Origin of the sequence: Micromonospora sp. NPDC126480 (genome assembly GCF_040302465.1) — a bacterium.
Lineage (GTDB): Bacteria > Actinomycetota > Actinomycetes > Mycobacteriales > Micromonosporaceae > Micromonospora.
On record NZ_JBEORU010000042.1, the window covers coordinates 35,713 to 49,471 of the forward strand.

Genomic DNA, 13,759 nt, shown 5'->3' on the forward strand with positions numbered 1-13,759 from the left:
GTCGATCCGGCCTCCGCCGCCCCGTGGCACGCCTTCTGTAGACGACCGAGACCGGCGCCGACAATCGCTTGGTAGACGGACCTGCCGGCCGACCCGACCGCCGCAACCGGCGGACGGACGCCCGCCACGCTGCGCCCCAACCCAACCGATTCACCAGGCCCTCCCCGTACGGTGGATCATCGACGAGGGAACGGTATCGATGCGGACGGCCACTGCACAGACCCCGACACAACTGGTGAGGACGGACCAGTCAAGCCCGGACACAACCACCCAACAAGATCACCTACCGCAACCGGCTCCAGGCTGAAGAAGCGAGCTTCCTTCACCGAGCCGTCATCGGGCACCAGCCAGGCGGCCCACAACACCTTCCCGAGGGACGGCCAAGATGACAGACGCTGGCGTTGAGACTGCAGTCTGCGACCGACCGCCCGGGCACCCGGGCACCCGGGCACCCGGGCACCCGGCAGAGAAGATCCACAACGATGACCACAGTGGACAACTGTCGTACGCCCACGTACCGGCATCCCGACCATGATCCAGACAAGGCGACACGCAAACGCACTGGTCAGCAGGGACCAGCACGAACCCCGAACCCCCGCCGAACAGCACAGTGACAACGCAGCATGTCGTGCGCCGGTTGATAGTTGACACTGCGGCCTCGGTTGATGTTTGACACCTGGTCGGCCTGGTGCTCGTTGCGTCTGTAACTCAGGCGGGAGGAGCACCGGGTGGGACTCGCGGAGTTGAGCGTCATGGAGCAGCGGTTTCACGCCGTGATGGAGTGCCTGGGTGGAACTCCGAAGACGGAGGTCGCGGCCCGGTATGGGGTGTCGCGGCAGACGATCCACAACTGGCTGGCCCGGTATGCCGCCGAGGGCGTCAAGGGCCTGGAGGACCGGTCGCACCGGCCGCGTGTCTGCCCGCACCGGGTTGACGCCTCGACGGAGGCGTTGGTGTGTGAGCTGCGCCGGGATCATCCGCGGTGGGGTCCGCGTCGGCTGCGGTTCGAGGCAGGGCGTCGTGGTGTGACTCCTGCGCCGGCTCGGGCGACGGTGTATCGGATCCTGCGGCGCAACAATCTGGTTCCGGCGGTGCCTCGGAAGCGTCGGCGGGAGGACTATCGGCGGTGGGAACGTCCGGAGCCGATGGAGCTGTGGCAGATGGACATCGTCGGTGGTGTCCTCCTCACTGACGGCACCGAGGCGAAGATCGTCACCGGCTTGGACGATCACTCCCGATACTGCGTGATCGCGACCGTGGTGCGTCGGGCGACCGGCCGGGCCGTCTGCGCCGCGTTCGCCGCCGCCCTGACCCGGTTCGGGACGCCGGGTGAGGTGCTGACCGACAACGGCAAGCAGTTCACCGGCCGGTTCACCAAGCCCCGCCCGGGTGAGGTGCTGTTCGAGCGGATCTGCCGGGAGAACGGCATCGTGGCCCGAAATACGAGACCCCGCACCCCGACGACCACCGGCAAGGTCGAGCGGTTCCACCAGAGCCTGCAAGGCGAGTGCCTGGACGGGCGGGTGTTCGCGACCCTGGAGGAGGCCCAGGCCGCGGTGGACGCGTTCGTCGTCGAATACAACTACGACCGGCCCCACCAGGGTATCGATGACGCCTTCCCCGCCGACCGGTTCCACCGACCCACTCAAGGACAGAGCCAACCGCCGGCAGACGTCCTGCCGCTGCGCCTGCCGTCCGGGCTGCTGCCCAGCGCACCACCGGCCCCGAGGAAGCCACCCGTCGTCGAGGTCGACACCGCTTCGGTGACCGTGTCCACCGGCCGACCGCAGCCGGTGCAGGCTCGTCCGGGTCGTTCCGCCGTCGGGCAATCTGACCGTCGCCCAGCAGCAGGTGTGGCTCGGCCCCGCCCTCGCCGGCACCTCGGTCACGATCTGGGTCGACACCGACCGGCTGCACGTTTTGACTGCCGAGGGCGCCCGGATCAAGTCCAGCCCGTCGCGGCTGTCCCAACGTGACCTCGCCCGCCTACTGGCCGACGGCGGCAGCCCCGCCGGACCACCGCCATTGCCGCAGCCCGAGCCGCAGACCACCGCCGTCGAGGTCGACCGGGTCGTCAACGCCTGCGGCGGGATCAGCATCGCCGGCCGGCAGATCAGCGTCGGCGTGCCCCTTGCCGGCCAGCGGGTCCGGGTTCGCGTCGACGGCATCCTCCTGCACGTCATCGACGACGCCGCGCAGCTGCGCCGCACCCTGCGCTGCCCACTCCCGCCCACCGCGCTCGGCCGCATCCGCGACGCCCGACCCGCATCCCCGATCCCACCACCGGCCACCGCCCCGACCATCGAGCGCGTCGTGTCGGTCAACGGCAGCTTCCAGGTCGCCGGACAGAAGATCCAAGTCGGGAAGGTCCACGCCCGCAAACTCGTCACCGTTGCCCTCGACGAGCACACCGTCACCGTCTACGACGCCGACACCCCGATCACAGCCGTGCCCCGCCGCAGCACCACCGAACTGAACCGCACCAGAGCCAAACACCAGATCACGATCCCGAGTCAGGCTCAGCAGCCTCGCCTTCGTGCGTGACCTAGCGACTTGTCGGCGGCTATGGGGTTGACCTCAGCCCGAGCGCACTGTGTTCGATGACGCCCGCAGGGAGGTCGGTGCGTCCAGACTCCTGCGATGTCAGCGCGACCAGCTCCGCGCGCAGATCCACGGCGGGTTCACCGAGCACGATCGCGCTGAGCACAAGCTCGACCATCACCCGGTCGTATCGATCGGAGCTGCGACGGTAACGCGACGGGTCGGACTCCACCGTCGCCGCTGAGATACGCAAACCACCGCCGCTAACAGGCGAGAACGACGCTTCGAAGATCCCGTTGCCGGTCCAGCTGCGATGCAGGAACGCGACCTGGTCCTCAACGAACACGTTCCACTTCTCGTCCATGTCGCGAGCCTCGTAGCCGAGCTTGATCCGTTCCCACTGCTCGTCGGACCACGTTCGGGTCGGCAGCTCGGCCATCGGCATCGGTGCCACGATCGGCAACACGTGCGGCAACGACGACCGAGTGACCAGCGACGGTTCGATCATCAGCAGATCCTACGGGCGCGACGGCTGACAGGACCACGACGACTCAGAAGCCTGACACGCTTACCATCAACCGCAAGCACCAGACCTATTCGATCACTACTTGGCGTCAAGCGTCCTGCGACGCCGATCTGTCAACCGTCATGCGAGACCAGGCACAGTGACAACGCAGCACCACGGTCCGAACATGTGGAAGATCGCGGCACATCGCGGGAAACAATCAAGGCCGTGACCGGCGCTTACGCTGGTCACGGCCTTGGTCGCTTGGCGCGCCCGAAGGGACTCGAACCCCTAACCTTCTGATCCGTAGTCAGATGCTCTATCCGTTGAGCTACGGGCGCTGGTGCTCAGCCAGCCTACACGACCGGCTTTCGCGCGGAGACTCCGGGATTCGAACCCGGGAGGGGCTTTAAAACCCCAACCGCATTAGCAGTGCGGCGCCATAGACCAGACTAGGCGAAGTCTCCCCGGCGGCCCTCGCAGGCCACCGGGCCCGAGGATACAGGTCCCCACCCACCGGGAGCAAAGCGACTTCCTTCCGAACGCCGGCCGGGCTTCGCGAGCCCTCGCGATTCAGCGCTGTGCTGGAACGTGATCAAGACTACGCTGCATCGATATGCACGAGCAGCCGCCGAGCGAGTCTCATCGTCGAGAGCCTGCGGAGAAGCGGCGTCGTTCCCCGCGGGCGACGTTCACCCCGCCTCCTGCCCCCGTGGAGCCCGCGCCGGCGGCCGAGGCCCAACGGGCGCGACAGCGGCGGGCGAAGCCGGCGCCGACCGTGCTGTTCCAACCGCCTGCTGCTCAGCCTCCCGCGCCCCGCCAACCGGTCTCGCCACCGCAGGCCGCGTCGCCACCGCAGGCCGCGTCGGAACCGCCGGCCGCCGACATCGTGGAGGTGAACATCCCTCAGCGTGGCGGGGAGATTCCACCATCGGCAGAGCCGCCGTCGGAGGCGATGGCGGAGGACACCCGTGGGGATAAGCCGGACGGCGGCACCGAGTCCGGCGTGACTGACGACACAGGAAGCGCGGCCGCTGGAGCGGTGGCCGTGGTGGACCCGGCTGAGGCAGCGGGGGCGGGCGCCAAGCAGGCCGAGGCCATCAAGCAGGCCCGGGCCACCAAGCGGACTGCGGCACCCACCCAGCCCTCTGCCGCCGAGCAGAGCCGGGACCCCGGAGAGGCCGCGGCCGCCAAACGGACCAGGGCCGCCAAACGGGCCACGACGCCAACCAAGCGGGCTGCGGCGCGCGCACCGGAAGCGGCGGCACCGGCTACCGAGATCGACCCGGGTTCGACGGGCGGTGGGCAACAGGGTGCGCTGGCCGCCGACGAGGCGAAGCCGGCCCGGTCGGCCACCAAGCGCGCCACCGCCGCTAAGACGCCCGCACGCAAGACCGCGGCTGCCACCACGAAGAGCCCCACCGCGGGGAAGCGCTCCACCGCGGCGAAGAATCCCGCCGTCGAGCAGGGCCCTGCCACAACCAGCGCCACCGGAGCGACAAACGCCACCAGGACCAGGCCTCCGGCCCAGGAAGCGCCCCACCCCACCAGCACCACCACGACCACGCCCGCCGCAAAGGAGCGGTCCGTCACGACCGAGCCCGCCGCGTCGCGTACGCCTGAGGTGGTCGCCCGCCGGGTGCTCGATCATCCGGGGTTCGCTCCGGAGCTGCTCGCCCTCGCCGCCGTCGAGGGCATCGGGCCGCGGGCGCGCGAGTGGGCCGACGGGCTGCGGTCGGCGTACCCCGGGGTGACGGGCGACGGGCTGGCCCGGCTGGCGACCCGGCGCTACGTCCGGCAGGCCGGGGCGGGCGGGGCGGCCGCCGCGCTGGCCGGCGTGTTCGCGCCGGTGGCTGAGCTGGCGGCGGTGCTGTGGACGCAGGCGAGCCTGGTGCTGCACCTGGCGGCGGCGTACGGGCGCGATCCGGCGCACCCGGACCGGGCGGTGGAGTTGCTTGTCCTCACCCAGGTCCATCCGGACGCGGACAGCGCCCGGGCGGCGCTCGCGGCGGCGCGGGCGCTCGACGGTCCGGGCGAGGGGCCGTGGCCCCGGGCGGCGGAGGCGGCGTGGCGGCTGGCCGCGCCGCTCGCCGCGCAGGCGGGCGGCTGGCTGGCGTTGCGGCTGGCGTCCCGGCTGCTGCCCGGTGCGGCGGCGCTGGCGGCCGCGGCGGGCGACGCCGCGGCTACCGAGCGCCTGGCGGCCCGTGCCGTCGCGGCCTACCGGCCGTCGCGGGTCGCGCGCCTCGGCTGAGATCCACTCCGTGCGCTCCCGAGCCCGGCGGCGGGACAATGCCGCCGGCATCCGAGGGTCCGCGGCGCGCCGAGAATCCATGCCGCCGGCATCGTCGTGGCGGTGCCGCCCGCGCCGACTGGTCAGAGCCAGTCGAACCATTCTCGCGGCAGCAGGCTGTAGCCGACGAAGGCCACGATGTCGAGCAGCGTGTGCGCCACCACCAGCGGCATCACCCGCCGGGTCCGCAGGTAGAACAGGCTGAACACCACGCCCATCACCGCGTTGCCGACGAACGCGCCGAAGCCCTGGTACAGGTGGTAGGAGCCGCGCAGCAGCGCGCTGGTCGCGACGACCGCGGCGAGCCGCCACTGGAGCTGCCGGAGCCGGGTGACCAGGTAGCCGACCACGATCACCTCCTCCAGCACGGCGTTCTGCACGGCGGCGAGGATCAGCACGGGGACCGCCCACCACAGGTCGGGCAGCGCGGCCGGCACGAGCGTGGCGTTCAGGCCGAGCTGGGCCGCGGCCCAGAACAGGGCGAGGCCGGGCAGCCCGATCAGCGCGGCCAGGCCGGCGCCGCGGGCGAGGTCCTGACCGGGACGCCGGGCGTCCAGGCCGAGGGTCCGGGCGGGGTCGCCGGGGTCCCGCGCCAGCAGGTGTACGGCGAGCAGCACCGGCAGCAGCGCGAACGCGATGCCGAGCAGTTGGTAGGTGAGGTCGAGGTACGGCCGCGCGGACCGGGAGGTGTTCAGCGCGGCGGTCTGCGCGGACAGCGGACCGTCGGCGGTGAGCTTGGCGACGATCGACACGAGGGCGTAGACGGCCGACTGGCCGAGGGACAGGCCGAGCACCAGTAGCGTCTCGGTGCCCAGGGTCCGGCGGGCCACCGGGCGGTCCAGCTCGAGGGTCACCGCACCACTGTGCCTGACCGCGCGCCCGAGCGTGGCGCCGAGGAGACCTCACGAGCTGGTCGCACATTCTGTGCGACCGGTCGACACTCTCCGTGGACATTCTATGGGTGCCCGATCCCCGTACGGAGAAGGAGCACGCTTCCGTGGACGACGTCGCGCGGCTACTGAAGGAGAGCTGGACCCTGGTCGAGGAGCACCGGGACCGGCTGAGCGGTCACTTCTACGCCCGGCTCTTCCTGCTGGACCCCGAGCTGCGCCAGCTCTTCCCGGTGCAGATGACCGGCCAGGGCGACCGCCTGCTGGAGGCGATCATCACCGCCATCCACACGGTCGACGACCCGGAAAGCTTCGACGAGTACCTCCGCTCGCTCGGCCGGGACCACCGGAAGTACCACGTGGCGGCGAAGAACTACGAGACCATGGGCGTCGCGCTGCTGGACGCGCTGCGCAGCACCGCCGGCGACGGCTGGAATCTGGAGTACGACCAGGCCTGGCGGGACGCGTACGCGGCGATCTCGGAGAAGATGCTCGCCGGGGCGGCCGCGGACGAGGACCCGCCGTTCTGGCACGCCGAGGTGCTGACCCACGAGCGGTACGGGCCGGACACGGCCGTGCTGACCGTCCGCGCCCTGCAGCACCCGCTGCGCTGGCGCGCGGGCCAGTACGTGAGCGTCGAGGTGCCCCGCTACCACCCGCGGGTGTGGCGCACGTACTCGGTGGCCAACGCGCCGAACGACGACAACGTGCTGGAGTTCCACGTCCGGACGCCGCAGGGCGCGGGGTGGGTGTCCGGTGCGCTGGTACGCCGGGTGAAGCCGGGCGACCTGCTACGCGTGGCGGCGCCGATGGGTTCGATGACCCTGGACCGCGAGTCGGAGCGGGACATCCTCTGCGTCGCCGGAGGGGTCGGGCTGGCCCCGGTCAAGGCCCTCGTCGAGGAGTTGGCGAGCTACAACCGGACGCGCTGGGTGCACGTCTTCTACGGGGCTCGGACGCGCGACGACCTGTACGGGCTTCCCGAGCTCCGGGAACTGGTCGCCCGGCATCCGTGGCTGTCGGTGACGCCGGCGTGCAGCGAGGACGAGGACTTCGACGGCGAGCTGGGTGCCATCTCCGACGTGATCGCCCGGTACGGCCCGTGGACGGCCCACGACTGTTACGTCTCCGGGTCGGCGCCGATGGTCCGGGCGACGCTGCGCGTACTCGCTGAGGACGGCGTGCCGCCGGAGCGCACCCGGTACGACACCTTCGGCGGGCTGTGAAAGGCGTTTCTCCCCCCAGGACCGGGGCGCGTGCCTCCGCCCGCTCAGGCACGCGCCCCGGTCCCCCCGAACGGGCGGACCGGCACCGCCCCGCACGACCACGTCCGCCCGGCCGTCCTTCCCACCCGGGCGGACGTGGTCGTGCCGCCGGCGTCAGTAGCGCCAGGGCTGGCCGGAGTAGCCGTACTCCTCGACGGGCACCAGTGGCATCCCGGGGGTCATCCGGTCGACGTAGAGGCGCCCCTCCAGGTGGTCGATCTCGTGTGCGACGAGCCGCGCCATGCCGTACTCGAACGAGGTGATGATCCGGCCACCGTCGAGGTGGGCGTGTTCGACGTCGATCCGGAGCGGGCGGGGAACCAGGCCGCGGTGGTCGAAGAAGGAGAGGCAGCCCTCGTACTGCTCGTCGGCGTCCGGCGACGCGTCGACGACGCGCGGGTTGAACAGGACGACCGGCTCGACGGACCGGTCCGGCGGCCGGACGAGCGCGGCGGCCCGGCCGATGCCGATCTGCGGGGCGGCGATCCCGACGCCCTTGCTGAACGGGTGCAGCTCGTCGAGCCGGAGCAGCGCCGCGGCGAGCCGGTCGACGACGTCCCGGGCGGTCTGCTCCTCGCGCGGCAGGTCGAACGGTTGGGCGGGCTGGCGCAGCAGGTCGGCGCCGCGCTGGAGGATGCCGAGGCCGCGCATCCGGTCGCTGGGCCGGACCCGGCCGGATTCGTCCGCGTCGGCCTCGGGCCGGGCCCGGAACCGCCACTGCATCCGGTAGCGGGCGTTCAGCGGCGGCTCGTCGGTCGCCCAGTCGAAGATCATCCGGTCGCCCTCGTCGCGGCGGGCGACCGGGGTGCGCAGTGGGCCCTCCTCCGCCGAGAGCGAGGTCTCCGCGCCCCAGACCTGCGGGTCGAGGGAGGCCGGCAGGTCCAGGCGTACGGCGAGGTGCCGGGTGGGCACCCGGACCGCCCGCTGGAACCAGGGCCCCCACTTGTCCGCGCCGACGTGGTACGCGTACTCGATGGTGGCGCGGTCGCCGGGGTAGAGGGGGAAGCGGCGGTCGGCGTTCTCGAAGAGCAGCCAGATCTCCTTGAACGCGTCCCGGTCGTGCTTGGCCCGCCAGTGCATGGCCTCGCGCTCGTCCCCGTCCAGCCGGTGCGCGCGCAGTTGCAGTTCGGCGAAGGTGAGCGGGTGCTCGCGGTGGTGGCGGTTGGAGCGGCCCGGGTCGCTGGGGTAGCGGTCGACGGCCACGCGCACGAGGTAGCGGGTGACCGGTTCGGTGCCCGCGTTGTAGAGCTCCCGGCGAATCACGCACCGGTACGTGTCGTCGAGGTAGGTGAGAGTGGCCTGTTCGCGTTCGACGATCAGGCCGGTGCCGGGTGGGAGCCACTGCCCGGGGGCGGGCGGTTCGCGGTGGGCCCGGTCGCCGCGGGCGTGCCGCAGGTCGTCGTACTCCCGGAAACGCTGCCAGATCGCTCCGCTGGCCTCCAGGACGGCCTCCGCCCGGCGGGCGAAGTCCTCGGTGGGGCGGTGTCGGCGCCCCTCGACGTGGCTGACGTACGAGGGGTCGAATCCCATGAGCGTCGCCAGCTGTTTCTTGGACAGGCCCCGCCCGGTCCGGTGGCGGGCGAGTTCGGCGGCGAAGGAGTCGGCAGCCCGATCGAGCGGTGAGGTCGTCATCAGCTTCCTCGTGGCCGGGAGTATTCAGTTTCACGTTCTGTCGCCGGTCGTGTACGGAACTGCCACCTTGTCGACAGGACCATTGACTCTGCAACGACAAGCGTCGATACTCCGTCGGTCGTTTCCCGGACCGGACCACGGGTAGTACGCCGTCGAGCGGGAGCAGAGCGAAATCAGGTGAGGCTTCCCTTAGACTGATCGCAGGGGGTTAGGCTAGCCTTAGCTCAGACGGTCGGCGCTTCGGACGGGGGACAGCCAGTGACAGCGGTCATGCCGGGGCGGGAAGCCGCCGCCACGCTGGCCCCGGTCACCGCCACCCTCCGCCAGATGTTCGGCACGGACGACATCCCGGGGCTGGCTCCCGGCCTGCTGGTGGCCGACGAGTCGGGCTGGTCACCGGCGACCTGCCTGGTGGACGGCACCCGGCTCCCCGAGTTCCTGCAGGCGGCCGGCACCCGGTGGGGTGGCACGCCGCACGCCTGCGCCGCGCTCGCCTGGAAGTCGTACAGCTACTGGACCGCGCTGCCGGCGGTGCTCGGCTGGGCCTCGGCCCGCCGGGTGCCCCTGCTGGACCCGTCGGACGTGCTGATCCACTTCGAGGACCACCGGCCGCTGCTGACCCTTGGCCTGCGCCGGTCGACCAGGGTCGCCGTCCTGCCGGGCGACCCGCTGGCGCTGGCCGGCCTGCCCGAGGTGCGGGTGGTGTCCGGCGAGGCGGAGTTGCTCGGGGCCCTGCGGGCCTCGCTGCTCGACGCCCACCTCGCCCCGATGATCTCGGCCATCCAGGCGGAGGTGCGGGTCGGCACCCGCACGCTGCTGGGTTCGGTCGCCTCCGGTATCGCGCACGGCATCCTGCGGGCCGCGGACGGCCTGCCGGGCTCCACGGTCGCCACGATCGACACGCTGCTCGGCGCACTCGATCTGGACGACCTGGTGGAGTTGGTCCCCGGCCCGGCCGGCGAGCCGACCGTCCAGCGCCGCACCTGCTGCCTCGCCTTCACCCTCCCCAAGCCCAAGATCTGCCAGGGCTGCTGCGTCCGGCCCGCCTGACCGCGCCGGCCCCGGCGGCTGTGCCTGGCGTCGGGTCAGTCGGTCAGATCCCGCACGTCCCAGAGCCAGACACCCCCGGTGTACGTGGGCCGCACGCCGGTCAGCTCGGTCATGCCCCGGCGTAACGCGTCGGCGTGCCGGTGCGGGCCAAGCACCACTGCACCGGCCCGCCAGTACCGCAGGTCGTCGACGGCTGCGACCCGCGCCTGCGGGGTGATCGGCGGCACGGCGCCGGTGCGCCGGATCTGACCGAAGAAGTCGCTCGTCGGTCGGGGTGGCGCGGTGAACAGGGCCACCCGGCGCCGGCCCGGGCGGGTGTCCGGGCCGAGGAAGTAACCCCGGGCGATGGGCATCTCCAGCCGGGTCTCCGCCGACCAGCGCAGCGGGTCGGCGTAGTGGGTGTCCGGCAGCGGCAGGGTCACGATGCTGCGCCCGCCCGCCACGTACGGTCGCCACGCCCCGGAGGTGACGAACGCGGGGGTCGGGTCGAGCCGTACCGCCGGCAGCGGGGTGGGCAGGAGCGGCACCAGGGCCATCGCCAGCACGGTGACCGTGGCGAAGCGGATCTGCGGCCGGGCCGACGGGTGGCGGCCGGCGAGCACCCGGGCCCGTTCCGCCCCGTACGCGAGCAGCAGCCCGATGACCGGGGTGATGGCCAGCGCCCAGCGGGTCGGCACCACCGAGTGCAGGACCGGCAGGTTCTCCAGCACGGCCCAGGGCGCCGGCACGCCGGTGCCCCGGCGGTTGAACTGGATCTCCCGCCCCAGCGACAGCACCGCGAAGAGCACCGCGAGCGCGGCCAGGGCGCGGACGACGACGTCGCGCCACAGCCACCAGGTGAGCGCGCCGACGAGCAGCAGCAGCGGCCACCCGAAGAACGCGTTCTCCTCGGTGGGGTTCTTCGCCAGCCCCTTCGCGCCGCGTTCGTCACCGGCCAGCGACTCGCGGGAGTACGCCACGAAGGAGGCCAGGTCGGTGGAGTAGCCGCGGATGAGCGGGGACAGGCCCCGGTACGCGCCGGGACCGAAGAACTGGACGTAGAGCGGGTACGCCAGGACGATGAACGCGGCCAGGGCGGCCACCGCCAGCCCGGCGAGGAAGGGGCGCGTCCGCCGGCGCAGTGCGGGCCGGCCGAGGGCGAGCGCGGCCACGACGACACCGAGACCGATCGCGGTCATCAGCAGGATCTCCAGGTTGAGGAAGGCCTGCCAGACGATCACCAGGGCGAGCAGGAGCCCGTTGCGCAGCCAGCGACCCGGCTCGGCGAGCCGCAGCGTGCGCCAGATGATCAGCGGCACCACGAACTGGGAGACGATGTTGGGATGAGCGTTGGCGTGCGACACCATCGCCGGGGCGTACGCGCAGAACACCGCCCCGAGCCAGGCCGGCCCACGGGACCGGACGAGGACCCGGGAGAGAAGGAAGTACCAGGACGTCGCGGTCGCGGCCATTCCCAGGGTGAGAAAGAGCAGAAAGGAGGCCCGGGGGCCGGCCAGCAGAGTGACCGGTGTCATTGGTATAGACACGGATAATACGGACGTATTAGCCATCAGATTGACGGTCTCCGGCACGTTCATCTGCTGCGACGTGAACGGATAAACGAAATCGGTCACCACCCGGGCGCCGTGCGCCATCATCCACTCGAACTGGGACTGGTCGGTGCGGTTGTCCCGGATCCCCTGGCCCGGGTCGAGCCAGAGCCGGAGGGTCACCCAGAGCGCCAACCCGAGGAAACTGAGCACGGCAAGCAGGTCGAGCGACCAGCCGGGCGGCCACCGCCACTCCTGGTCGGACCCCTCGGTCGCCATCCCGCCCCCGGAGGCGCCGCCGGGCGAGCCCGATTCGGGAGTAGTCATAACAATTCAGAGAGTAGTCACGCTATCGCGCCACCGTGACAGGTTTCGGTGGACTGGGTAGCATGTGCCGGGTTCGCCGACCCCCGATCTCGTGCCCGCCCCCCGACCACATTTCGGCCACCTCGGTGCCCCGATTTGTTCGACCTTCGGCGCGGATGATTCACTCTGTCGGTCCAGGCGCGGGTCGAGTCACACCGTGAGGAATCGACGCATGGCAGAGATCACCGGAAATCAGCGCGTGCAGTCCGAGGTGCTGGAGGGCCTCGCGACCGCGGTGAACCACCGTCGCTGGTTCGTCGAGCTGGCCCTGCCCTACCTCGGTGACAACCCGATCGAGATCGGCAGCGGCCTCGGCGATTACGCGCTGGAGTGGGCCGACCGCGTACCCCGTTTCACCGCCACGGAAGCCGACCCCGACCGGCTGGTCGCGCTGAAGGAGCGGCTCGCCGCCGAGCCGTCCGTCGAGGTCCGCCAGATGCTGCTGCCGCACTCGGAGCGCGGCGACTACAGCGCCGCGGTGTCGTACAACGTGCTGGAGCACATCGAGGACCACGTGGGCGCGCTGCGCAGCATGCGCGACCTGGTCCGGCCCGGCGGTGCGGTCGTCATCATCGTGCCCGCCTTCGAGTTCGCGATGAGCCCGGCCGACGTCGCCACCGGCCACGTCCGGCGGTACACGAAGAAGACGCTGGCCGCCGCGATGACCGAGGCCGGCCTGACGGTCGAAAAGATCCACTACGCGAACGCGCTCGGCCTGATCGGCTACTTCATGGCGACAAAGGTCTTCCGGCTGATGCCGAAGGAGGGCCCGATGGTCAAGGTCTACGACACGTTGGTCCTCCCGGTCACGAAGGCGGCGGAACAGCGGGTCCGTCCCCCGTTCGGCCAGTCCGTCTTCGCAGTCGCCCGCACCCCCTCCCAGCCGAGTTGATCAAGAGGTTTTCGTCAGATCCACGGACGGAGCCAGACCAAAACCTCTTGATCAACCTGACGGAGGCGGGCGGGGTCAGGCCTTGACCTGGTGGGTGGGGCGGATCACGGCCCGGGCCAGGGTGTGGAAGGCCAGGTTGAAGCCGACCTGCGCCGGGGTCGAGTCCGGGGTGACGTCCAGGCCCTCGACGTCCAGGGCGTGCACCGCGAAGAGGTAGCGGTGCGGGTGGTCACCGCCGGGCGGGGCGGCACCACCGTAGCCGTGCTCGCCGTAGTCGTTGCGAACCGTGAACGCGCCGGCCAGGTCCTCGCCGCTGGCGCCGCGCGGCAGCTCGGTCACGGTCGCCGGCAGGTTGACCAGCACCCAGTGCCAGAAGCCGCTGCCGGTGGGCGCGTCGGGGTCGAAGCAGGTCACCACGAAGCCCTTGGTCTCAGCCGGGAAGCCCGACCACGCCAGGTGCGGGGAGACGTTCTCGCCCCCGACGCCCGGGTGGACGTGCGCCATGTCCATGGGCTCGCCGTCCTGCACGTCGTCGCTGGTGAGGTTGAACGACGGAACCGTCGGCAGCAACTCGTACGGGTCCGGGGCGATCGGTCGTTCCAGGGTCATCGGGACGGATCCTTCCGGTAAGGGCGGTTCTCCTGCGCACCTTCATACCCCGCGAACGGCACCGAGCGAACCGGAAGCAGGTCGACGAAGCCATCGTCGCCTAATGGGTCGTACCGAGTTGTTGTAGGACACTCGGCTCCGGTAGCCGCCGGCCGGTGAGCACTCTCGTCGCCTGGATCTTGAGAATCCT

General features: G+C 71.2%; 9 protein-coding genes, 2 tRNA genes and 1 pseudogene. 5 read left to right on the forward strand and 7 right to left on the reverse strand.

Annotated features, from left to right (window positions below; all coding sequences use genetic code 11):
• The first annotated feature begins 743 nt into the window (after nucleotides 1-743).
• A pseudogene (locus ABTW87_RS28065) lies at nucleotides 744-2,544 on the forward strand (IS481 family transposase).
• A gap of 19 nt (nucleotides 2,545-2,563) precedes the next feature.
• On the opposite strand, the gene ABTW87_RS28075 reads toward ABTW87_RS28065, so the two are convergent.
• The 3 genes from ABTW87_RS28075 to ABTW87_RS28085 all read right to left on the reverse strand — a co-directional run bounded on the left by ABTW87_RS28075 (nucleotide 2,564) and on the right by ABTW87_RS28085 (nucleotide 3,513).
• Nucleotides 2,564-3,049, reverse strand: coding sequence for a hypothetical protein (locus ABTW87_RS28075; RefSeq protein WP_350654207.1), 486 nt, complete (start codon nucleotides 3,047-3,049; stop codon nucleotides 2,564-2,566).
• A gap of 262 nt (nucleotides 3,050-3,311) precedes the next feature.
• A tRNA-Arg gene (locus ABTW87_RS28080) sits at nucleotides 3,312-3,387 on the reverse strand.
• Nucleotides 3,388-3,422: 35 nt separating this feature from the next.
• Nucleotides 3,423-3,513, reverse strand: a tRNA-Ser gene (locus ABTW87_RS28085).
• 539 nt (nucleotides 3,514-4,052) lie between these two features.
• Between ABTW87_RS28085 and ABTW87_RS28090 the strand changes: the two genes are divergently transcribed.
• Nucleotides 4,053-5,297: a hypothetical protein gene (locus tag ABTW87_RS28090; RefSeq protein ID WP_350654208.1), complete on the forward strand. Its 1,245-nt coding sequence runs from the start codon at nucleotides 4,053-4,055 to the stop codon at nucleotides 5,295-5,297.
• Nucleotides 5,298-5,419: 122 nt separating this feature from the next.
• On the opposite strand, the gene ABTW87_RS28095 is transcribed toward ABTW87_RS28090, so the two are convergent.
• Nucleotides 5,420-6,190 (reverse strand): CPBP family intramembrane glutamic endopeptidase, encoded by a 771-nt coding sequence (locus tag ABTW87_RS28095; RefSeq protein ID WP_350654209.1) that lies wholly within the window; start codon nucleotides 6,188-6,190, stop codon nucleotides 5,420-5,422.
• 143 nt (nucleotides 6,191-6,333) lie between these two features.
• On the opposite strand from ABTW87_RS28095, the gene ABTW87_RS28100 reads away from it, so the two are divergent.
• Nucleotides 6,334-7,452 (forward strand): globin domain-containing protein, encoded by a 1,119-nt coding sequence (locus ABTW87_RS28100; protein WP_350654210.1) that lies wholly within the window; start codon nucleotides 6,334-6,336, stop codon nucleotides 7,450-7,452.
• A 153-nt stretch (nucleotides 7,453-7,605) separates the two neighbouring features.
• Here the strand turns inward: ABTW87_RS28100 and ABTW87_RS28105 are convergent, their stop codons facing one another.
• Nucleotides 7,606-9,123 carry a peptide deformylase gene (locus tag ABTW87_RS28105; protein WP_350654211.1) on the reverse strand — a complete coding sequence of 506 codons (1,518 nt, stop codon included), beginning with the start codon at nucleotides 9,121-9,123 and terminating at the stop codon, nucleotides 7,606-7,608.
• Between the two features lie 270 nt (nucleotides 9,124-9,393).
• Between ABTW87_RS28105 and ABTW87_RS28110 the strand changes: the two genes are divergently transcribed.
• Nucleotides 9,394-10,173, forward strand: coding sequence for a hypothetical protein (locus ABTW87_RS28110; protein ID WP_350654216.1), 780 nt, complete (start codon nucleotides 9,394-9,396; stop codon nucleotides 10,171-10,173).
• Nucleotides 10,174-10,208: 35 nt separating this feature from the next.
• Here the strand turns inward: ABTW87_RS28110 and ABTW87_RS28115 are convergent, their stop codons facing one another.
• Nucleotides 10,209-12,029 carry a DUF6311 domain-containing protein gene (locus tag ABTW87_RS28115; protein ID WP_502891660.1) on the reverse strand — a complete coding sequence of 607 codons (1,821 nt, stop codon included), beginning with the start codon at nucleotides 12,027-12,029 and terminating at the stop codon, nucleotides 10,209-10,211.
• A 211-nt stretch (nucleotides 12,030-12,240) separates the two neighbouring features.
• Between ABTW87_RS28115 and ABTW87_RS28120 the strand changes: the two genes are divergently transcribed.
• On the forward strand, nucleotides 12,241-12,960 hold the full coding sequence (locus ABTW87_RS28120) for a methyltransferase domain-containing protein (protein WP_350654212.1): 720 nt from the start codon (nucleotides 12,241-12,243) through the stop codon (nucleotides 12,958-12,960).
• 75 nt (nucleotides 12,961-13,035) lie between these two features.
• Here the strand turns inward: ABTW87_RS28120 and ABTW87_RS28125 are convergent, their stop codons facing one another.
• A complete protein-coding gene (locus tag ABTW87_RS28125; RefSeq protein ID WP_350654213.1) occupies nucleotides 13,036-13,569 on the reverse strand; it encodes a YbhB/YbcL family Raf kinase inhibitor-like protein in 534 nt (177 codons plus the stop codon).
• Nucleotides 13,570-13,759: the final 190 nt, after the last annotated feature.